This window comes from Aeromonas sp. QDB25, from assembly GCF_027707725.1.
Taxonomy (GTDB): Bacteria; Pseudomonadota; Gammaproteobacteria; order Enterobacterales; family Aeromonadaceae; genus Aeromonas; species Aeromonas caviae.
In genome coordinates this window covers 26,114-46,232 of sequence record NZ_JAPCIZ010000034.1, presented here as the reverse complement: position 1 = coordinate 46,232, position 20,119 = coordinate 26,114, and the positions used below count along the sequence as shown (strand labels likewise).

Sequence of the window (20,119 nt, the reverse complement as noted above, 5' to 3'; positions counted from 1 at the left end):
AAAGCAGCCTTGCGCTCACTTGAATAACGAGCCATTCGACACTCTTTATCCGCCCCCGGTCTTCACATTTAGATTATTCAGATTAGGCGACAACTATTCTGACACCGGGGGTTACGACGCAGCTCCCGGTAGAGGGTGGAGCGATGAACGCCAATGGCGCGTGCGGTGGCAAGGATGGACATCCCCTGTGCGCGAAGCACCGATAACTGGTATCGTTGCCCCTCGGTCAACTGCTGATAGCTCATGGTGATACTGCTTATACTTTGGCGAGCAGAAGGGTACCACCAATCAGCAGTTGGCCACCTCTCGCCATTCATCCATGAGTGTCGCACTTATTATCTGAATTCCCGTCTTAATAAGCTTAGGATTGAGGTTAGCCTCAGGCTCGTCCCAAAATAGATATCCCCTTTCTAATAACACGCCGGTACTGATAAGGCGCGCCAACATAGCCAATTTGCGCAAGCCCTCGGCAACTAGTGACATCTCCAGTTTTTGGCCTGCCTGCTGGAGATAGAAGCGTCCGGTATGAGGTTCAACAATTACCTTCCCTCCTATCGCCTCTTCCAGTGGTTGCATCAACTTAGAGACTAATTTCTCTCGTGGACCTTTAAGTGATGGAGCCCCCAGTAATGAGCAGGTATCGCGCCAAGTTACCTCAAACTCAAGATGGTAATTATCGTACAAATTGATAAACCAAGGGCACAAAGTAACCAACTCTCGAGTTGGCAAATAAACAGGAGATTGATTCAATTTTTTGTGTGGGACAATTTCTACCTGTACACTGCTCACGGCGTTAGAAGCAAAATTAATCTCGCAATTTTGCTTCTTGTCTTCCATGATTAGTTTGATTTCACAACGTTCACGCCCCTGCTTTCGCTTAACAAGCCTCCCTAAACTTTCAGGGCGAAAAACCCCTATCAACTTATCTGCATAGGCTTTCTGCAAAGAGGATTTAGCAAGATCTCCACCAGTGTTAACACTTAACAGAGAGTATATGGCTTTAAGAAGATGGGTTTTTTCACAACCATTTTCAGCAACGATTACATTCAACCCCGACCCGAAGAGCAAGGAGTCACTTGGTAAAGATGTAAAGTTTTTGAACGTGGCTTCTTTTAACATAATTTGAAATCCAGATTTAAATTGCACCCGCCAAAATGAGTTCAGCAATCATACACCTTTGGTTATATCGCTATCATTTTGAGTAAATTGCACACATAGTTTTTATTGTGCAACATCTATGCAGACAAAGGAATCACAAAGCTGATTCGAAAGCCAGCCCCCCTTTACCGCCGTCCAATCGCTCACTCCCCCAACCTCTGTGCCAATCCGGAATATCGCTCGGTCTTTTTCCGCACGGCTTGTGCCAGCAGGGCGCGATCGCCGTAGAGGTCGAGGCGGGCCTTGGCGCGGGTGATGCCGGTATAGACCAGCTCGCGGGTGAGCAGCGGGCTGGGGCTGTCGGGCAGCACCAGCACGGTATGGGCAAACTCCGAACCCTGGGATTTGTGGATGGTCATGGCGTAGACGGTCTCGTGGGGGGGCAACCGGCTGGGCAGCAAAGCCCGCAGGGTACCGTCCGGCTGCTCGAACCACACCTTGAGGCGGCCGGTGTCATCGGGCAGACAGAGCCCCATGTCGCCGTTGTAGAGGCCGACCCCGTGGTCGTTGCGCACCACCATCACCGGGCGGCCCGCATACCAGTCGCCGTCACGCTGGATCAGCCCTGCCTTGGCGAGGGCCAGTTCGAGCCGCTCGTTGAGCCCCGTCACCCCGAAGGGGCCATCCCGCAGGGCGCAGAGGATCTGGAAGCCGTTGAACGCCTTGAACACCGCCGCCGGATCCTCTCCGGCCCGGGCCGCCTTCAGATAGCTGCCGTAACCGGCTACCCCCTGGGCAATCAGGGCATCGTAGGCCTCCCCCGCCCAGGGGTGCAGGCTGATATCGGCAAAGCCCATGCCCCAGACCGCCTCCACCGCCGTGGCATCGCCGCTGTTGCAAGCGCGCGCCAGCTGACCGATGCCGGAGTGCTGATCAAAGCGCCAGCTCTTGGAGAGCAAACAGAGGCTGTCGCGCACGCTGGCCCCCGCTGGCGTGCCCTGCAAGCGGTAGCCGGTCTGGCGGGAGAGCCAATCCGCCTGCGCCGGGCTGATGCCCTGTTCGATAAAGCTGCAGATATCGCCGAGCACGGCCCCCGCCTCCACCGAGGCGAGCTGATCCTTGTCGCCGAGCAGGATCAGGCGGGCGTGGCGGGGCAGCGCATCCAGCAGGCGCGCCATCATCGGCAAATCGACCATGGAGGCCTCATCCACCACCAGCAAGTCGAGGTGTAGCGGGTTGCCCGCGTGGTGGCGGAACTGGCTGCGCCCCGAAATGACCCCGAGCAGCCGGTGCAGGGTGCCCGCCTCGGTGGGGATCGCTTCGACCCACTCGGGGGGCAGATCGAGGGCCTGCAGGGCAGAGCCGATACTCTCGGTGAGGCGCGCCGCCGCCTTGCCGGTGGGGGCCACCAGCCGGATCGCCGGCGCCTTGCCCGCTTGCAGGCCGGTCTCTACCAGAATGGCGAGCAGTTTAGCAACCGTGGTGGTCTTGCCGGTGCCGGGGCCGCCGGAGATCACCGCAAAGGGGCGCGCCGCCGCCGTGGCCGCCGCCAGCTTCTGGCCGTTGCAGCAGAGCGCCTCGGGCACCAGCACATCCAGCTTGCTCAAATCGCTCGCCGCCTGCGCACTGGCGAGCAGCGCCTCGATGGCGGGCCAATCCACCTCGTTCGGGAACACCAGATCCAGATACTTTTCGATAAAGTGGCGGGCCGAGAAGTCGGGGGCGAGGCGGGCCTTGAGCAGCGCCGCGAACACCAACCCGTAGTCGCGGGCAAACAGCCGCGACAGGGCCGGGGCAATCTCCGGCCATTCGGCTCGCTCGCTCAGGGCGCGCAGATAGCGGGCCACCCCCTGCTCGTGATCGTGGTAGCGGGTGAGGTAGAGACGCCCGTGCCACAGCCGCAGCGGCCAGCGCGGGGCGAGCCCCTCATCCTGTTCCGTACCCACGAGCGGGCTTGCCGCAAACAGGGCGGGCCAGCGGGCAGGATCCGCCAGATCAGACAACAGATCCCGGCTCTGCTGGGGATCCAGCCCGAACGGTCGCAGGGATCCGGCAGTCAACATTTCAAGCGGCAGACAGACATGGCCGCGCCCCAGCTCGAAGCAGGCGAGCGCAGCCCCCAGCACCAGCTCGGGGCTGCCACCAAGGTCGGCCACCAGCCGGGCAAATTGCAGATCCAGCTGGCGGATACGGCCAGCCAGCGCCAGTGTTTTGAGCCGTTCAACCATCATTGCGCTGGTCGCGGTGCTGATCTTGGTGCCGCTCATGCCTCTACCTCGTTCAATGCTTGGGATCCCGCTGCTGGCAGCTCACTGCCTTCGCGAAACAACTTATCCAGCCCCAGCACCAGTTCACGGCTCGGGCGGGTATGGAAAATGCCCCCCTGCGGCATGCCGCGCAGGAAAAGATAGAAAACGCCGCCAAAGTGCTGCTCGAAGTCGTAGCCCGGCAGGCGCAGGGTGAGCAGCCGGTGCAGCGCCAGCGAGTAGAGCTGGTATTGCAGGTCGTAGCGGTGCTCGGCCATCGCCCGCTCCAGCGCCGGACGGCTGTAATCGGCAGGACTCATGCCGAGGTGATTCGATTTGTAGTCGAGCAGATACCAGCGCCCCTGCCACTCGAACACCAAGTCGATAAAGCCCTTGAGCATCCCCTGCACGGTGGCAAAGCTCAGCGGCTTGTTGCCCCGCGACAGCGGGTCGTGCTGCTGGCAGAGCGCAGTCAGCGCCGGTGCCGTCACCCGTCCCATGGGCAGGAAGAACTCCAGCTCCACCTGTTTGCGCTCGGGGGCCAGATCCCGCAGCCGTACCGGATCACCAAAGCCGGTATCGAGCGGAGTATCCAGCACCGCCTCCACCTGCTGTTGCAGCACCGGGGCCCAGCTTTCGTCGAAACCATCTTGCAGCAACAAGCTGGCGATATGCTCTGCTAGCGGCTCACCAGCGGCGCTTTGAAAGTCGATGGTCTCGAACAGGCTGTGGAGCAGGGTGCCGGGACGCGCCCCTTTCGGGAAGGTGAAGATGGAGGGCTGGGGTGCCTCCTCCGGTTGCTCGGAAGCCAATGCAGCCGCCTCGGTCATCACCTCGTCATCGAAGCCGGGGTTGGCAAGCACGCCCTTGCTGTGACCGTGACCCTGCGCCGCCAGCCCGGAGTAGGAGCTGATCCACCAGTCCCGCTCAAGGGAGCCGGAAAAGTGGCGCACCTGCGGCTCGCCCAGCTGCTCCTCCTCTGGCGGCAGCGGGGCCGGACGGGTGAGCGAGGGCTCACCGACGGCCACCCCGGGCAGCGCCTGTGCCAGCTCGGTCAGCGCGGTCGCCAGCGTCTGCGCATCCCCCTCTTCACCCTTTTGCAGCAGGTAACCGATGGCGGTGTGGTGCAGGTCTGTCTTCTCCGACTTGCCCGCCCCCGCCCGCACCGGCGCCAACCCGAGCCAGGTGGCATAGACCCCCCGGGTCAGGGCCACGTAGAGCAGGCGCAAGTCTTCGGCGAGGCGCTCCTTGTCGGCCTCGGCCAGGGACTCCTCGGCACCGGTGAGATCGAGCACGGTGCGATTGCCCGCCTCCCCCGTTTCGTGGAACAGGGGGGTGTCGGCGGCGCGGTGGCTGCAAATGAACGGCAGGAAGACCAGCGGGTACTCCAGCCCCTTGGATTTGTGGATGGTGACGATCTGCACCAGCTTGCGCTCTGATTCGAGGCGCAGTACCTGCTCCCCGTCCTGCCCGTTGGGGCGGCTCACCGCCTCCCCCAGCCAGCGCAGCAGGGCATACTCCCCATCCAGCTCGCTGCTCACCTGTTGCAGCAGCTCGCCAAGATGGAGGAAGTTGGTCAGCCGCCGCTCGCCATAGGGGCTCGCCAAAAGCGAAGAGGCGAGATTGCGCCGGTGCAGCAGGGCCCGCAGCATCGCCAGCACGCCACGGCGGTGCCAGATCTTGCGGTACTCCATAAACTCCTGCACCGCGCTCTCCCACGCCCGCTCGTCGCTGGCCAGCCCATCGAGCGCCTTGGCGTCGAGGTCAAACAGGCCGGTGGCGAGCGCCGCCCGCAGGCTGCGCTCCTCGCTCGGGTTCTGGCAGGCGTGCAAAATCAGCAGGATCTCCCGCGCCTCCGTCTGCTCCAGCACGCTCTCGCGGTTCGACAGATAGACGGAGGCGATGGCAAGCCGTGCCAGCTCCTGCTGCACCAGCTTGCCCTCAGCGCCGGTGCGCACCAGCACGGCGATATCCCCGGCCTTCACCGCTTTGTCACCGATCTGCGCCTTGCCCTCGCGGGCCAGCGTCAGCAGGCGGTGGATCTCGGCGGCGGTGGCGCGGGCCATCTTGCTCTGGTAATCCCCCCGGTTGAAGGTGGGCTGGCCGGTCAGCTGCCAGCAGTGGAGCACGGGCGCGGTGGCGCCATCGAGCAGCAGCGCCTTGCTCTTGCCCTGCGACTCCACCGGCAGGAAGGGGATATCCGCCTCGTAGATAAAGGGATCCTTGGCCCGTTCGAACAAGCCGTTGACCGCCCCCACCAGTGCACTGCTGGAGCGCCAGTTGCGCCCGAGGGTGTAGTGGGCGCTCACATTTCGCCGCGCCTGAATGTAGGTAAAGATGTCGGCGCCGCGAAAGCCGTAGATGGCCTGCTTGGGGTCACCGATCATCAACAGCGCCGTGTCTGTGTGGCCGCCGTAGAGGCGGTGGAAGATGCGGTACTGCTGGGGGTCGGTATCCTGAAATTCGTCGATCATCGCCACCCGGTAGGTGGCGCGAATGCGCTCGCAGAGCCGCTCGCCAAGGCTTGAGCCAAGCGCCCCGTCGAGGTCTTTCAGCAGGTCATCGAACGAGAGCTGATGGGCTTGGCGCTTACTGGCCTGCATCCGGCTGCGCACCACCTTGGCCGCCCGTTGCAGGATCAGATCCCGAATACCGGGGCGGCTCGCCAGCAGCTCGTCTATCTGACTGAACAGCGGCAGGGTCGGCACTGCCCCCCCCTTCTTGAGGTTCTCCTCCAGCACCGTCTGGCCAAAGCGCTCCAGCTCCTTGGGAATGGCGTAGCCACTGCTCTCGTCTTGCGCCCAGTCGGCTATCTTGGCGAGCCACCCTTCGTAGTTCTTGCCGGTGTAGCGGCTGATCTGGCCGTCGGTCTGGCGGCGGATCTCGTCCGTCTGCGCCAGCCATTCACTCTTCACCGCCGCGATGCGGGCCATAGCCGCCTGATGACGGGCTGCGAGGGTCTCGTCCCCCAGCGCGGGGTGGATCTCCAGCTCGCTGTTGTCGAGCCAGCTGCCCATCTCCCGCAGCAGGGCGGCGGGGCTCGGCCAGAGCGCGCGCACCGCGCTGGCGAGGGCTTTATCCACCGGATAGAACTCGGCGCGCCAGTAGTCGCTCACCGCCTGCAGCCTGAGCTGGCTGTCGTCGGTAAGAAATTCGGTTTCAAAGAGGGCGCCCGACTCGAAGGCGTTCTGCTTGAGCATCCGCTGGCAGAAGCCGTGGATGGTAAAGACCGCCGCCTCGTCCATCTGCCGCTCGGCGGCCAGCAGGCGGCGGGCCGCCAGCTCGTGATCCTCCACCTCTTCCAGTAGTTGGGCCAGCAGGGTGTCACTGCTATGACCGCGCATAAAGGCGAGGCGCGCCTCGTGGATGCGACTGCGGATCCGCCCGCGCAGCTCGGCGGTGGCCGCTTCGGTAAAGGTCACCACCAGAATTTCGGTCACCGAGAGCGGCCGCTCGTGGACGCTCGGCTGACCGGCATCGGCCCCCTCTTCGATAAGCGGGCCGTGGCCCAGCAGCAGGCGCAGGTAGAGGCCAGCGATGGTGTAGGTCTTGCCGGTACCGGCAGAGGCTTCGATCAGTCGTTCACCATGGAGGGGAAAACGCAGGGTATTGAGCGGGTTAGCCATTATTTCAGCTCCTCCAGGGTCTTGAGCAGCGGGGTCAGGTGTTCGCGGGCCAGCGCCTGCAACTGCCCCAGCACCTCGTCATCGAGTTCGGGGAAGCAGCGGGCGACGTAAACGTCTTGCCCCTCCCCATTGATCATCCAGCCGCCGTTGAAACGGGTGAGGGCCGCCTTGTCGGCCGCCTCCGGCTTGTCGGGATCCTTCTCGATCGCCTTGAGCCAATCCCAGGCGGTGTTGGGGAAGAAGGGCAGCGGCCGCTTCATCCCCTGCGCCCAGCACGCCACCAGCGCCGCCAGCTTGGGGCGCGCCTTGTCAGCCGGGAGCCTGGGCAGGCGCAGGCTCTGCTTGGCGTCGAACAGCAGGGTGTCACCGGGGGCATCACTCAGGGAGAGGCAAAGGTGCTGGATCCAGCCCAGCAGCAGATCCTTGCCGTTGAAGCTGCCGGGGTTGATCACCAGCAAGCGCCCCTTCTGGGTGTCGATCCACCCTTGCAGCTGACCCTGAGTGAGGGAGATATCGATCTCCACCGCCTGCTTTTCTGACTCATTGGCAGCAACCCATGGCCGCAGCCGGTCCGCCAGCTTGCCCATCTCGGCATCCAGATCGTCCAGCAGCAGGCTGCCAAACCACCCTTGCGGCAACAGGCCGCTGAGCTGCAACCGCTCGCGACGCTCGGTGCTATCTCCTTCCGCCAGATGGGCATCGAGCAGCAGATCTTTCAGCTGATAATGTTGCAGGCCATCCAGCTCGAACGGCTCGCTATCCTCGATGTTGGCTTCGTTTAGCTCAAACCACACCTTGAGGCGGCGGTTGAGGAAATATTTGGTGGGCTGGCGATAGAAGCGCAGCAGCTCCGCCAGCTCCAGCCCCTGCTCCTTGCCCCATTCGGGGGGCAGCGGCAGCTCGCCACTCTGGAAGTTGGCCGCGCCACGCACCGGATTGAGGGCGGGCAGCCAATCGGCGGCATAGGTAAAGAGGCGTGAACCCGCCTCCGGGTAGAAGTAGTTGCGGCTGTAGGGGGTGAGCGGGTGCGCCACCATCAGGTGGTTGAGCAGCCGCTTGCCGGAGGTTTCGTCATCGAGATCCTCATCCCCTGCCAGCACGAAGCCCTGCCGCACATAGTCGATCAGTTCCGCCAGCAGCACCGATGGCACCTTGTCGCTGTTGTCCTGCGCGCTGAATCCCTGATAACTGATATAGAGCCCCTGCTGGGCGCTGAGCAGCGCCTCGAGGAAGAGATAGCGGTCGTCATCACGACGGGAGCGATCCCCGCGCCGCGACGCCACCGCCATCAGATCGAACCCCATGGGAGCCAGGGTGCGCGGGTAGACGCCGTCGTTCATACCGAGCAGGCAGACCTGCTTGAAGGGGATGGAGCGCATCGGCATCAGGGTGCAGAAGTTGACCTGACCGGCGAGGAAGCGCTGGCTGGAGCGGGACTCTCCCAGCACGCTGCCGAGGTAGTCCTGCAACAGATCGGCGGTGATGGGCTGCTCGAAGCGGGCCTCGCCAAGCCGGGTCTGCCACTCGGCCAGCTGGCTGCGAATGAGCTGGAGCTGACGCTCTTCATCCTCGTCGGCCAGATAGAAGCGCTCCAGCAGCGCCAGCAGGCAGGCGTTCCAATCGGCCAGCGGCTGCGCCTGTTGCAGGCGGGGCAGAAACTCGGCCAGCGAATCGACAAACCAGGCGAGCTTGCCGAGTGCCAGCCCCTGCTGACCCTCGATATCGGCGTAGGGCAGGATGCCCGCCACCGGCTCGCCATCCCCCATGGCAAAGCCGAGCAGCATGCGGCGCAGGCCGAACAGCCAGCTATTGCCGGACATGGGCGGCAGATCGAACCGGACGGGGTAACCGTCATCCAGCCCCCAGCGGATGCCGGTCTCCTGCACCCAGACCCGCAGCTGGTTAAACTCGTCGTCATCCAGTTCGAAGCGGCGCAGCACGGCGGGCACCTCGAGAATGGCGAGCAGCTCGCCTGCCCCGAAGCGGGCATTGGGCAGCCTGAGCAGGGCGAGGAAGCTTTGCAGCAGCGGGCTTTCCTGACTCGCCGCCCGATCCGAGACCGCAAACGGGATCTGACCCCGCGCGCCAAACACCGCCTGAATGTAGGGGCCGTAGCTGTTCACATCCGGCATCATCACCACCACATCTTTCGGGGTGAGGGTCGGGTCCTGCTCGAACAGCGCCAGCAGCCGGTCGTGCAGCACTTCCAACTCCCGCATCGGGCCGTGGCAGGCGTGGATCTGCAAGGATCCATCCGCCGGATCGATAGGGCTCTTGTGATGGCTGCTGTCGAGATCGAACTGACCGGCGCCTCGCTCGGCCAGCTCCAGCACATCCTTCTGGATGGCGCGCAGCAGGCTGACATTGCCCTTGGCGTCTACCTCGTCGATATCGACGAAGGCCTCGATTTGCGGCACCTCCAGCTCCATCAGCTGGTGCAGGTAGTCACGCCCCAGCTTGCCCATGGAGGCGAGCAAGGGGTTGGCGGGGCCCTGCAGGGTCTCGAGATCCGTGCCGGGCTTGAGCTTGTTTTCGAGGCGCGCCAGGGTCTTGCGATCGAGCAAATCCCCCCAGTAGTAGCGGCACGGGTTGGTCACAAACAGGTGAACCTCCACCTCGGGGCGGCTGCCGAGGGCCAGCAGGGCCTCCACATAGCGGGGCGGCAGGGCCGAGATGCCGAACACGAAGACCCGTTGCGGCAGCCTGCCCGGCAGATCCCGGGTACGCTCCAGCTCGTGGATGAAGGCCTCGTAGAGGTTGGCGCGGTGGTAGCCGCTGGGGCTGAGGGCCAAGGTGCGGGCCACCAGCTCGCGCCAGAGCTCGGGCTGCCAATCCTGACCGCTCACTCCGGCCAGCTCCTGGCTCAATCCTTCCCCCTCTTCCCAACGGGCGATCCAGTCCGGCCGGTAGACAAGATACTGGTCGAACAGATCCGCCACCTTCTGGCAGAGCTGCCAGAGCCGCACCTGCTCCGGCGCCGCCCCGTCACTGCCCCCCAGATAGGCCGCGAGGGGTGCAAAGGCGGGTCTGCCGAGCAGGGTGGGCAGAATGGTCATCAGGTGCCAGCTCATGGCCCCCTTGTTGTAGGGGCTCTGGCGGGGCACGTCCGCCAGCACCCGGGTGAACATCTCCCAGATGAAACTCGCGGGCAGGGGAAAGTCGATGTTGGCGGCAATGCCGAACGCCTTGGCCAGCTCCAGCTTGAGCCACTGGGCCATGCCGGGACTCTGCACCAGGATCTGCTCCCGATCGAAGGGGTGGGAGAGCGGAGCCTGCCGGATGCGGCTCACCAGCAGCTCCTTGAGCAGATCCAGCTGATTGGAGTGGTAGAGGGTAAACATGGACGACTCCCGCCAATTTCATGAAGAGGGGGTGCGCGGGGGGACACTCTCTGACATTCCCGTCACGGCACGCGAATCGGGATTGTCGGGGATCGGGGGATAAGATGCAAAAGGCACTTGTGGCGTCCGGACTGCGCGCCGTCACACAGATGACATCCCCGGGAAGCGGGCACAAAAAAGCCGGTGCAGGGCACCGGCCAAAAGGCGTTGGAAAACTTGAAACGTCAGGGTATTACCAGTGCTTGCCGAGGCGGGCATCCAGGCTGAAAGCCCCTGCACCGGCCGCCGCCAGGGCTAGGAAACCACCGGCCACGGAGACGTTCTTCATGAACATCAGCATCTGCATCTGCTCGGCAGGCTGATAGTGGAAGATGAAGGCGGCCATCAGGGTGAAACCGGCCAGCAGCACGGAGAGGCTGCGGGTAAACAGGCCCAGCACGATGGCGAGACCGCCACCCAGCTCCAGCAGGATCACCAGGGGCAGCATGAACCCGGGCACGCCCATGGCTTCCATGTAACCCTGGGTACCGGCGTAACCGCCGATCTTGCCCCAGCCAGCCATCACGAACATCAGCGCCAGCAGTACACGACCCACCAGCAGTGCCACATCTTTCATCTTGTCCATCGTCATATTCCTTTGCTTACCATCATGGTATTTACAGTGTAAAAGCTAATTGTTAACTCATTCATTTCGCCAAGATTTTTCTATCAAGGCAGGTCAAACAGCAGGGCTTCACTCCCCCTGGAGGCGGTGAGCACCCAGCTCGACTCGTCGCGGCTGAGCAGCCCGTCGCCGGGTCGGGCAGCCAGACCGTTGCCGGTCAGCTCCCCTGAAATCATGTGCAGGTAACCATGACGCCCTTGCAGTGCCCACTCCAGGGTCTCCCCTTCTGCGAGCTGCAGACGCCACACTCTGGCCTGCTGGCGGATCCTGAAGGATCCCGCCTCGCCGTCCGGTGACGCCACCAGCGTCATCCCGGGCTTGTTTTCAATCTTCTTCTGCTGATAACCCGGGGTCGTGCCGTGTTCATTCGGCTCGATCCAGATTTGCAGCAGGGAGAGCGGCTCGGTCTGCGAGGGGTTGTACTCGCTGTGCCGGATGCCGGACCCTGCGCTCATCAGCTGGAAATCCCCCGCCGGGATCTGCTCGGCGTGGCCGAGGCTGTCCTTGTGCTCTATGGTGCCTTGCAGCACGCAGGTGAGGATCTCCATGTTGGCGTGAGGGTGGGTCGCGAAACCGCCACCCGGCGCCACCCGATCCTGATTGATGACCCGCAGGGCAGAGTGTCCCATCCATTCCGGGTCATAGTAGTGACCGAAGGAGAAGCTGTGACGGGCATCCAGCCAGCCAAAGTTGGCCTTGCCCCGTGCTTCTGCGGCTCTCAATTTCATCATGGTGTGCTCCTCACTGACCAAGTTGGTTCATTAACGCTGGCGACCGTCACCCAGACCGAAGGGGATGCGGTAGCTGCTGCTTTCGTTGCCCAGGCTCACCGTCAGCTTGCCCTGGGTGCGGCTCGGGATGGCGACCTGCTGGGTGCCGATCAGGTTGGCGTGGACGGAAGCCAGCAGATCACCGGACTCGTCGCGCACCTCCAGCATGGGGTTGGCCTTGCCGTCCATCGCGGCGGTGGCGCTCCAGTTGACGAACAGCACGCCCGGGGCGGCATTGAAGTCAGCGGGAACGGAAGCCTGGGCGGCACCTGCGGTCATCAGGCCTGCAACGGCCAGCATCTTGATTACGTTTTTCATGTTCATTCACTCTCTTGGGTTTTATGTCATTGCCAAGGCCCCTTGGGCCCGAATCAATGCATCCATGCAAGAGATCATTCAAATACTATGTTGTTCTTTTGCTGACATCAGACATCGTGTTTGGGGATGTTTCAGCCCGGAACTACCTTTTATTTGGCTGCCAGGCGTTCCTGCCTAAGCGTTGATTGAATATTAAAGTGACTTCCCCTAAGTTGTTAGCGAGATAATCTGGTAAACACATTCAAAAAAATTGAAGGTTGGATATGGCCAAGGAATCGAACAAGGAGCGGGCGCTGACCCTGGAGGCGATCCGGGTGCTGGACGCCATCGACCGTCGTGGCAGCTTCGCGGCGGCGGCCGACGAGCTGGGCAAGGTGCCTTCGGCGCTGAGCTACACGGTACAAAAGCTGGAAGACGAGCTGGACGCCATGCTGTTCGACCGCAGCGGCCACAGGACCAAGTTCACCCCGGCGGGCCGCATGCTGCTGGAGCGGGGCCGGGTGCTGCTGGAGGCGGCCGAGCACCTGGTGGGGGAGACCCGGGCCCTCTCCCGTGGCTGGGAGACCGACATCACCATCGCCGTCGACGCCTTGATGCCGGTACAGGCTCTCTACCCCCTGGTGGATCGGCTGGCCGAACAGACCGATACCCGGCTGAGGTTTCGCGCCGAGGTGCTGGCGGGCAGTTGGGAGTGCCTGGAGGATGGCCGCGCCGACCTGCTCATCTCCTCTCTCAATGCCGATATCGCCATGACCGGCATCAAGCACCAGGTGCTCAGGGAGGAGGTGATGCTCTACGTCGCCCACCCCGATCACCCCCTGCATCAGGAACCCGAGCCCCTGGCGGACGAGACCCTGCGCCGCTATCGCGCCATCGCGGTAGCCGACACGGCACTGCGCAAGCCGGTGCTCACCTACCGCCTGCTCGACAAGCAGCCGCGCCTGACCGTCAGCACCATGGGGGAGAAGCGGGACGCCCTGCTGGCGGGGCTCGGCATCGGCACCATGCCGCAACGCTGGATTGAAGAGGACATCAAGGCGGGCAGACTCAAGGTGATCAGTCCCGAATATCGCCACCAGATCCAGGTCGTGCTGGCCTGGCGGCGGGACACCATGGGCAAGGCCAAGAGCTGGCTGGTGCGGGAGATCCCCAAGCTGTTTGCCGGTCAGGGGGAATAAAGGACTGCCTTCCGGGGTCGGTGGCGCAGGAAGTACCAAAACTGCGCCCCATTCTTGACGACGGGCTCAGATTCGGAGAAAAGAAAAAAAGCGGACCTCTTGCGAGTTCCGCTCAATGCCAGGAAAGAATAAAACCTTGCGGTTAAAAAAACCCTTAAATTGGAAGCAAACAATCGTTTTCTCAACCAGGAAGGTATTGAATCCGATTCGTGTTGAATTATGTGCGATGTAATATGCATCACCAGCAAAATGTTGAAAGGTTGAAGGATATGCACCACCGAGTGTCATTTTCTGCCACCTTGCACCACAACTGGTCAGGCCATTTCCGCCATTATCACCGGGTTACCCTCCTCTGGTTTTTCTAGGTGTCAAAATTTGAGCCCGATACAGACAAACCACTCAATTTCTGACACGACTAAAAATGCAGATAAAGGAATAGTTGCATGACCTACAGCCAGACACTGGCCAATCACATCCTCGACACCCTGAAGAAAACCCTGACCGACAAGGGGATCCGCTATCAGACCCTGGCAGAAGCCATGGGGGTTTCCATCGCCACCGTGAAACGCATGATGAACAAGCCCTCCCTGCCGTTCGACACCCTGCTGGAGATCTGCCATCTGGTGGGACTCTCCTTCGAAGAGCTGCTGGACCGGACCCAGGATGCCCAGAGCCGCCGGGCCGTCTTTACCCAGGAGCAGGACGAGGCGTTTCACAAGGAGCCGGGGCTCTATGCCTTTCTCGCCAACATCTTCTGGCGCGACAAGACCCTTATCGATCTCAAGCGGGAGTACGGCCTGACCGATGCCTCCTGCTACCTCTATCTGCGCAAGCTGGAGAAGCTCGGCATCCTGCAGCTTGGCATCGACAACAGCTACCACTTCCTCATCAGCGAGCGCATCAGCTTCGAGCAGCACAGCCGCTTCGCCCGCCAGCAGGCGCGCCAGGCCATGTCGGTGCTGGGGGACTATCTGGTGGAGAACATGCACAGGCCCAACAACTACATGGCGCTGTGCCAGCTCCATCTGGGGGAAAGCGAGGCCATGGCGCTGATCGATCGCATGAAGGAGTACTGGCATCAGGAGCTCAAGCTCAACCGCCCCGCCATCGGCCAGCGGGAGGGCAGCAAGACCTACACCATGTCGCTGCAACTGGCGGACTGCGGCTACCAGAGCTTCGACGATCTGATCCCCAACATCGACAACTGATCCCGGTGGATCCTGCGGGATCCGCCCCGTCAGGGCGCCAGAACGCCGCTACTCTGCCAGTTGCACCTGCCGCGCGCCGGTGGCGAGCGGTTGCAGTGCCCGGGTATCCAGGCAGATGCGGATGGCGTCCGGTCGCCAGTGCTCGATGTCGCAATCCACCAGCTTCCCCTCCTCGTCATGATTGACCCGCACCAACCGCAGCACGGCACTCCCCTGGGCCAGGTTGAGGGCGCGGGCTATCTCTCCCCGGGCCGCCGAGGGGGTGATCTCGAGGCTCGCCCAGCCCTGGCCTATGCCATAGCGCTGCCGGTAAAGCTCGGTGAGGGAGCTGGCCAGAGGAGCGCTGGCGATGCCGGGGAAGCGGCTCGCCAGCAGGTGATGGCTGACGTGGAGCACGGGGCGACCGTCGATCAGCCGCTGGCGGCGAATTTCATACAGCGGCGTAAAGGGTTCCAGACCCATCCAGCGGCACAACTCGCTGCTGGCAAGCTGGTTGCCATGGGCCAGCACACGGGTCTCGGCGGTGCGCTGCTGCTCGCCAATCCACTGGTGAAAGTGGGTGTGGATGGCGGGATCGTAGGTGAGGCGAGGCGGCGCCACGAACCAGCCGCGCCGCTCGGCCCGGTAGATGAGGCCGTCCGCCTCGAGGCTGGAGAGCGCCTCCTTGATGGTGATGCGGGTGGTGGCGAATCGCTCGCTCAGGGCCCGTTCGGCGGGCAGCTGCTGCCCCGCCGCCAGGTGTCCGCTGCCGATATAGCGGCGCAGGGTCCGGCAAATCTGTTCGCACTTGGAGGGTATGCGGCCATCGGCCATCCCCTGTTCACTCAATCGCTCTGTCACTGTCACATCCCTGTCGGTCATTCGGGTTTGCACACCACTGGAGTAGACCAGAGGTTGTCGACCCCGAGTTGTAACCGCCCCTGATGACAGCGCCATGACAGGGCGATTGTCACGAAACTGCCATCAAAGCGCCCCGCCACCGTCATATTTCCCCTCTAGCATCCCTCTCGAACCTTAACTGACCTAGTCCAGAGGGATGGGATGATGAAAAGCGTGATCGCAAGTGCACTGGCCCTGGTGGCCATCAGTCAACCGCTGTTTGCCGCCGAGAACATCGCGGATCTCGAAAAAGCCGCCCGCGGTGAGGGCCAGCTCCAGAGCGTCGGCATGCCGGACAGCTGGGCCAACTGGAAGGATACCTGGCAGCAGCTCGGCAGCATCTACGGCATCAAGCATCAGGATACCGACATGAGCTCCGCCCAGGAGATCGCCAAGTTCGCCGCCGAGAAGGCCAACGCCACCGCCGACATCGGCGACGTGGGCGGCGCCTTCGGTCCGGTTGCGGTCAAGCAGGGGGTCACCCAGCCCTACAAGCCCTCCACCTGGGCCGACATTCCCAACTGGGCCAAGGATGCGGATGGCCACTGGATGCTGGCCTATACCGGCACCATCGCCTTCCTGATCAACAAGGATCTGGTCAAGGCCGCCCCCACCAGCTGGCAATCCCTGCTGGGTGGCGACTACAAGGTGACCCTGGGTGACGTAGGCGTCGCCTCCCAGGCCAACAACGGCGTGCTGGCGGCGGCCTATGCCACCGGCGGCAGCGAGAAGAATCTGAAACCAGCCCTGGATCTGTTCGGCAAGCTGGCCAAGCAGGGCCGTCTGTCGCTGAACGACCCGACCATCGCCAACATCGAGAAAGGCGAAGTGGAAGTGGGGGTGCTGTGGGACTTCAACGCCCTCAACTACCGCGACCAGATCGACCCCAAGAAGTTTGATGTGGTGATCCCGAGCGACGGCTCCGTCATCGCCGGCTACACCACCATCATCAACAAGTGGGCCAAGAACCCCAACGCCGCCAAGCTGGCGCGGGAATACATCCTCTCCGATGCAGGTCAAATCAACCTGGCCCGTGGCTACGCCCGCCCCATTCGCAGCAACGTGACCCTGCCGGATGACGTCAAGGCCAAGCTGCTGCCGGCCGAGCAGTATGCCAACGCCAAGCCGGTGCAGGATCACGCCGCCTGGGAGCAGAGCTCCAAGGCCCTGCCGCGCCAGTGGCAGGAAACCGTCATGATCAACATGCAGTAAGGAGTGGCCAGTGCAACACAAGGTGATAGTGGTACTTGTGGATGGCCTGGCAGCAGAGGTAGCCCATTGCATGGGCTACCTCTGTGGCATGGTGGAGGCAGAGCGCGGCCTGCATACGACCCTGAGTGCCGCCCTGCCCTCCCTCTCCCGCCCTCTCTACGAGTGCATCCTGACCGGCTTGCCGCCGGTGGCGAGCGGCATCACCCACAACGGGGTGAATCGCCTGAGCCAACACGACTCCATCTTCCATCTGGCCCGGGCCGCGGGCAAACGCACCGCAGCGGCGGCCTACCACTGGGTGAGCGAGCTCTACAACCAGAGCCCCTGGCTGGTGGCCCGCGATCGCTTCACTCACGATGAGCAACTGCCCATCCAGCACGGCTGCTTCTACTGGGATGACGGCTACCCCGACAGCCATCTGCTGATGGACGGCGAGTGGCTGCGCAGCCAGTACGACCCCGATTTTCTGCTGATCCACCCCATGGGGGTGGACGATGCGGGCCACCAGTTTGGCCTCGATTCCCGCCAGTACCGCAATCAGGCTCGCCGCATGGACAGTCTGCTGGCCGAGCTGCTGCCCCAGTGGCTGGCGGAGGGGTATCAGGTGGTGATCACCTCGGATCACGGCATGAACAACGATCTCAGCCATGGCGGCACCCTGGCCGAGGAGCGCACTGTGCCACTCTGGCTCTTTGGCGATGCCTTCGTCGAGCGCTGGCCGGATGGGGTAGTGATCGCCCAGACCCAGCTCTGCGCCCTGATGGCGGATCTGCTGGGGGTTCCCCACGACAAGCCGGCAGCCCCCCCGCTGCTCAAGGCGGCCTTTATGCGCGAGGTGCACTGATGATGCCTGCCACCACCGAGATCCTCGCGGATCAACAGGTGAAGCCACGCCGGGTGCGCCGCCACTGGCTGCCGGCCCTTGTGCTGCTGCCCTTTGTCCTCTTGATGATCCTGTTCCAGCTCGCCCCCATGGTGTGGGTGCTGGTGGGCAGCGTCCAGACCCCCGATGGCTGGGGTCTCGACCACTACCGGGAGATTTTGGGCTCCCCCTTCTATCTGCAATCCTTCGGCAACTCCTTGCGCATCGCCGGCATCGCCAGCCTGGCGGGGCTCGCCATCGGCACCCTCGGGGCCGCGGCCCTGCGCCACAGCGGCGAGCGGGTCAAGCGGGTGCTGCTGGCCTTCGTCACCATGACCGGCAACTTCAGCGGCGTGCCGCTGGCGTTCGCCTTCATCATCGTGCTCGGCATCAATGGCGCCGTTACCCTGTTGCTCAAATCCTGGGGCCTCATCGACGACTTCAACCTCTATTCGGGCAGCGGCCTTATCCTGATTTACACCTACTTCCAAATCCCCCTTGCCCTGCTGCTGCTCTACCCGGCGTTCGACGCCCTGCAGGATGAGTGGCCCCAGGCCGCCGCCCTGCTGGGTGCGAGCAGGGGGCAGTATGTGTGGCACGTGGCGCTGCCGGTGCTCACCCCTGCCCTGCTCGGCACCCTGATCATCCTGTTTGCCAACGCGGTGGGAGCCTATGCCTCTGCCTACGCTCTCACCACCGGCAACTTCAACCTGGTGACCATCCGGGTGGCCAGTCTGGTCTCCGGCGACATCTTCCTCGAGCCGAATCTCGCGGCGGCGCTGGCGGTGATCCTGATGGTGCTGCTGGGGGTGGTGACAGCCGCCAACCAGTGGCTGCTGAAAAAGAGCTATGTGAACAAGGGGCAATCCCATGCATGATTTGACGCCGCGCTGGCCCAGATGGGTGCTGGGGGCGCTGGTCGCCACCCTGCTGCTACCGCTGCTGGCCACCTTTATCTACTCCATCTCCACCCGTTGGGGGGCGACCCTGCTGCCGGATGGCTTCACCCTCGACTGGTATCTCAAGCTCTGGGGCGACCCGCGCTTTCTGGCGGCCTTTGGCCGCAGCCTCCTGGTCTGCTTCGCCACCCTGCTGCTGGGGACCCTGGTGCTGGTGCCCACCGTGCTGGTGGTGGCCTACTACTTCCCCAGGCTGGATCCCTGGATGAACCTCTTGATCCTGCTCCCCTTCGCGGTGCCGCCCGTGGTCTCCTCGGTGGGCTTGCTGCAGATCTACGCCGACGGCGTGCTGCCGATTATCGGCACGCCGTGGATCCTGATCGGCACCTGGTTCACCGTGGTGCTCCCCTTCATGTACCGGGCGCTGGCCAACAGCCTGCAAGGGGTGCCGCTCAAGGATCTGATGGATGCCGCCCATCTGCTGGGGGCGAGCAGTGCCCGCGCCTTCCTGCTGGTGGTGATCCCCTGCCTGCGCAAGGGGCTGCTGGCGGCGCTGTTTCTCTCGCTCTCCTTCCTGCTCGGGGAGTTCGTGTTTGCCAACATGCTGGTGGGCACCCGTTACGAGACCCTGCAGGTCTACCTCTACAACATGCGTGCCACCTCGGGCCACTTCACCAGCGCACTGGTGATGAGCTACTTCCTGCTGACCCTGCTGCTCACCTGGGCAGCTAACAGATTTCATCGGTGAATCAACATGTTCCATCTAGAAGTGAATCAACTGCACAAATCCTACGGCGACACCAAGGTGTTCGAGGGAATTGAATTCGGCATCCGCAAGGGGGAGCTGGTGACCCTGCTCGGCCCCTCCGGCTGCGGCAAATCCACCCTGCTGCGAGCCCTGGCCGGGCTCACCCCAGTGGATGGAGGTCAGGTGCGGGTGGCCGGTGAGGACATCACCTGGCAAGCGCCCCAGAAGCGGGGCATCGGCATGGTGTTCCAGAGCTATGCGCTCTTCCCCAACATGACGGTGTGGGACAACGTCGCCTTCGGCCTCAAGATGAAGCCCCAGCCGGGGCGGGATCTCGCCGCCAGCGTGCAAGAGGCGCTAGAGCTGGTGGAGCTGACCGGCTTCGAGCGCCGCTATCCGGCCGAGCTCTCCGGCGGCCAGCGCCAGCGAGTGGCGCTGGCCCGCGCCCTGGTGGTGCAACCCCGGATCCTCTTGCTGGATGAGCCCCTCTCGGCGCTGGATGCCCGCATCCGCCGCAGCCTGCGCCAGCAGATCCGCGCGATCCAGCAGCGCCTTGAGCTCACCACCATCTTCGTGACCCACGATCAGGAGGAGGCACTGACCCTGTCGGATCGGATCTTCCTGATGAACAAGGGCTCCATCGTCCAGAGCGGCACGCCGGAGCAGATCTACACCCGCCCCGCCAGCGAGTTCGTGGCGGGCTTTATCGGCAACTACAACCTGCTGGATGGCGAGCAGGCCAAATCCCTGTTCGGCCCGCGCTTTCGCGGTAAGCTGGCGCTGCGACCGGAGTCCATCACCCTGCTGCCCGCCGGGGCGACCAGCCACGAGCCCAGCCTGCCCGGCATCGTTCGCCAGCAGCAGCTGCTCGGCAACGTCATCCGCTATCAGGTGGAGTGCGAGGCAGGGCTGTTGACGGTGGATTGCCTCAACCGCCGTGCCGGCGATCTGCTGCCGGTGGGCAGCGCCGTGACCCTGGTGGTGGCCCGGGATCAACTCTGTGAGGTAGCATAACGCCATGAATCCCATTCATTTTTCAGCCAGTTCCCCGATGCTGGCAGCCAACCCGA

General features: G+C 63.1%; 15 protein-coding genes and 1 pseudogene. 7 read left to right on the top strand and 9 right to left on the bottom strand.

Annotated features, from left to right (window positions below; genetic code table 11):
• Positions 1 to 110 precede the first annotated feature (110 nt).
• The 8 genes and pseudogenes from PG883_RS13270 to PG883_RS13235 form a co-directional block, all read right to left on the bottom strand.
• A pseudogene (locus PG883_RS13270) lies at positions 111 to 245 on the bottom strand (helix-turn-helix domain-containing protein); the annotation flags it as partial.
• Between the two features lie 43 nt (positions 246 to 288).
• Positions 289 to 1,167: an AAA family ATPase gene (locus PG883_RS13265; RefSeq protein ID WP_270807299.1), complete on the bottom strand. Its 879-nt coding sequence runs from the start codon at positions 1,165 to 1,167 to the stop codon at positions 289 to 291.
• Positions 1,168 to 1,301: 134 nt separating this feature from the next.
• Positions 1,302 to 3,365, bottom strand: a complete 2,064-nt coding sequence (gene recD / locus PG883_RS13260) for an exodeoxyribonuclease V subunit alpha (protein ID WP_270807298.1) — start codon at positions 3,363 to 3,365, stop codon at positions 1,302 to 1,304.
• Positions 3,362 to 6,970, bottom strand: coding sequence for an exodeoxyribonuclease V subunit beta (recB, locus tag PG883_RS13255; protein WP_270807297.1), 3,609 nt, complete (start codon positions 6,968 to 6,970; stop codon positions 3,362 to 3,364). Before recB ends, recD begins: the two co-directional genes overlap by 4 nt.
• Positions 6,970 to 10,311 carry an exodeoxyribonuclease V subunit gamma gene (gene recC / locus PG883_RS13250; RefSeq protein ID WP_270807296.1) on the bottom strand — a complete coding sequence of 1,114 codons (3,342 nt, stop codon included), beginning with the start codon at positions 10,309 to 10,311 and terminating at the stop codon, positions 6,970 to 6,972. Before recC ends, recB begins: the two co-directional genes overlap by 1 nt.
• A gap of 232 nt (positions 10,312 to 10,543) precedes the next feature.
• Entirely contained in the window at positions 10,544 to 10,936 is a 393-nt protein-coding gene (locus PG883_RS13245) for a DoxX family protein (protein WP_043154976.1), read from the bottom strand.
• 83 nt (positions 10,937 to 11,019) lie between these two features.
• On the bottom strand, positions 11,020 to 11,706 hold the full coding sequence (locus PG883_RS13240) for a pirin family protein (RefSeq protein WP_010675910.1): 687 nt from the start codon (positions 11,704 to 11,706) through the stop codon (positions 11,020 to 11,022).
• A gap of 30 nt (positions 11,707 to 11,736) precedes the next feature.
• The gene (locus PG883_RS13235; RefSeq protein WP_043154978.1) at positions 11,737 to 12,069 is read right to left on the bottom strand and encodes a hypothetical protein; all 333 of its coding nucleotides are present in this window, start codon (positions 12,067 to 12,069) and stop codon (positions 11,737 to 11,739) included.
• 257 nt (positions 12,070 to 12,326) lie between these two features.
• Between PG883_RS13235 and PG883_RS13230 the strand changes: the two genes are divergently transcribed.
• Both PG883_RS13230 and PG883_RS13225 read left to right on the top strand, forming a co-directional pair.
• Positions 12,327 to 13,241 (top strand): LysR family transcriptional regulator, encoded by a 915-nt coding sequence (locus tag PG883_RS13230; protein ID WP_010675912.1) that lies wholly within the window; start codon positions 12,327 to 12,329, stop codon positions 13,239 to 13,241.
• A 443-nt stretch (positions 13,242 to 13,684) separates the two neighbouring features.
• Positions 13,685 to 14,449, top strand: coding sequence for a helix-turn-helix domain-containing protein (locus PG883_RS13225; protein WP_010675913.1), 765 nt, complete (start codon positions 13,685 to 13,687; stop codon positions 14,447 to 14,449).
• A gap of 48 nt (positions 14,450 to 14,497) precedes the next feature.
• On the opposite strand, the gene PG883_RS13220 is transcribed toward PG883_RS13225, so the two are convergent.
• Positions 14,498 to 15,310, bottom strand: coding sequence for a UTRA domain-containing protein (locus PG883_RS13220; RefSeq protein ID WP_161646905.1), 813 nt, complete (start codon positions 15,308 to 15,310; stop codon positions 14,498 to 14,500).
• 183 nt (positions 15,311 to 15,493) lie between these two features.
• On the opposite strand from PG883_RS13220, the gene PG883_RS13215 reads away from it, so the two are divergent.
• Genes PG883_RS13215 through PG883_RS13195 form a run of 5 tightly spaced genes read left to right on the top strand, consistent with a single transcriptional unit; the run spans position 15,494 to position 20,063 of the window.
• Positions 15,494 to 16,540: an ABC transporter substrate-binding protein gene (locus PG883_RS13215; RefSeq protein WP_010675915.1), complete on the top strand. Its 1,047-nt coding sequence runs from the start codon at positions 15,494 to 15,496 to the stop codon at positions 16,538 to 16,540.
• 10 nt (positions 16,541 to 16,550) lie between these two features.
• Complete coding sequence (locus PG883_RS13210) at positions 16,551 to 17,384, top strand: alkaline phosphatase family protein (RefSeq protein ID WP_270807295.1); 834 nt, start codon at positions 16,551 to 16,553, stop codon at positions 17,382 to 17,384.
• The gene (locus PG883_RS13205; protein ID WP_201935404.1) at positions 17,384 to 18,280 is read left to right on the top strand and encodes an ABC transporter permease; all 897 of its coding nucleotides are present in this window, start codon (positions 17,384 to 17,386) and stop codon (positions 18,278 to 18,280) included. Before PG883_RS13210 ends, PG883_RS13205 begins: the two co-directional genes overlap by 1 nt.
• Positions 18,273 to 19,049 carry an ABC transporter permease gene (locus PG883_RS13200; RefSeq protein WP_128272487.1) on the top strand — a complete coding sequence of 259 codons (777 nt, stop codon included), beginning with the start codon at positions 18,273 to 18,275 and terminating at the stop codon, positions 19,047 to 19,049. Before PG883_RS13205 ends, PG883_RS13200 begins: the two co-directional genes overlap by 8 nt.
• 6 nt (positions 19,050 to 19,055) lie before the next feature.
• Positions 19,056 to 20,063, top strand: coding sequence for an ABC transporter ATP-binding protein (locus tag PG883_RS13195; RefSeq protein WP_201935401.1), 1,008 nt, complete (start codon positions 19,056 to 19,058; stop codon positions 20,061 to 20,063).
• The last annotated feature ends 56 nt before the right edge of the window (positions 20,064 to 20,119 follow it).

What these genes read in the sequence shown, in the direction of transcription:
- PG883_RS13195 (WP_201935401.1), top strand. Translation starts at nt 19,056, where the DNA reads ATGTTCCATCTAGAAGTGAATCAACTGCACAAATCCTACGGCGACACC.
- PG883_RS13235 (WP_043154978.1), bottom strand. Translation starts at nt 12,069, where the DNA reads ATGAACATGAAAAACGTAATCAAGATGCTGGCCGTTGCAGGCCTGATG.
- recB (WP_270807297.1), bottom strand. Translation starts at nt 6,970, where the DNA reads ATGGCTAACCCGCTCAATACCCTGCGTTTTCCCCTCCATGGTGAACGA.
- PG883_RS13220 (WP_161646905.1), bottom strand. Translation starts at nt 15,310, where the DNA reads ATGACCGACAGGGATGTGACAGTGACAGAGCGATTGAGTGAACAGGGG.
- recD (WP_270807298.1), bottom strand. Translation starts at nt 3,365, where the DNA reads ATGAGCGGCACCAAGATCAGCACCGCGACCAGCGCAATGATGGTTGAA.
- PG883_RS13225 (WP_010675913.1), top strand. Translation starts at nt 13,685, where the DNA reads ATGACCTACAGCCAGACACTGGCCAATCACATCCTCGACACCCTGAAG.
- PG883_RS13240 (WP_010675910.1), bottom strand. Translation starts at nt 11,706, where the DNA reads ATGATGAAATTGAGAGCCGCAGAAGCACGGGGCAAGGCCAACTTTGGC.
- PG883_RS13215 (WP_010675915.1), top strand. Translation starts at nt 15,494, where the DNA reads ATGAAAAGCGTGATCGCAAGTGCACTGGCCCTGGTGGCCATCAGTCAA.
- PG883_RS13245 (WP_043154976.1), bottom strand. Translation starts at nt 10,936, where the DNA reads ATGGACAAGATGAAAGATGTGGCACTGCTGGTGGGTCGTGTACTGCTG.
- PG883_RS13230 (WP_010675912.1), top strand. Translation starts at nt 12,327, where the DNA reads ATGGCCAAGGAATCGAACAAGGAGCGGGCGCTGACCCTGGAGGCGATC.
- recC (WP_270807296.1), bottom strand. Translation starts at nt 10,311, where the DNA reads ATGTTTACCCTCTACCACTCCAATCAGCTGGATCTGCTCAAGGAGCTG.
- PG883_RS13200 (WP_128272487.1), top strand. Translation starts at nt 18,273, where the DNA reads ATGCATGATTTGACGCCGCGCTGGCCCAGATGGGTGCTGGGGGCGCTG.
- PG883_RS13205 (WP_201935404.1), top strand. Translation starts at nt 17,384, where the DNA reads ATGATGCCTGCCACCACCGAGATCCTCGCGGATCAACAGGTGAAGCCA.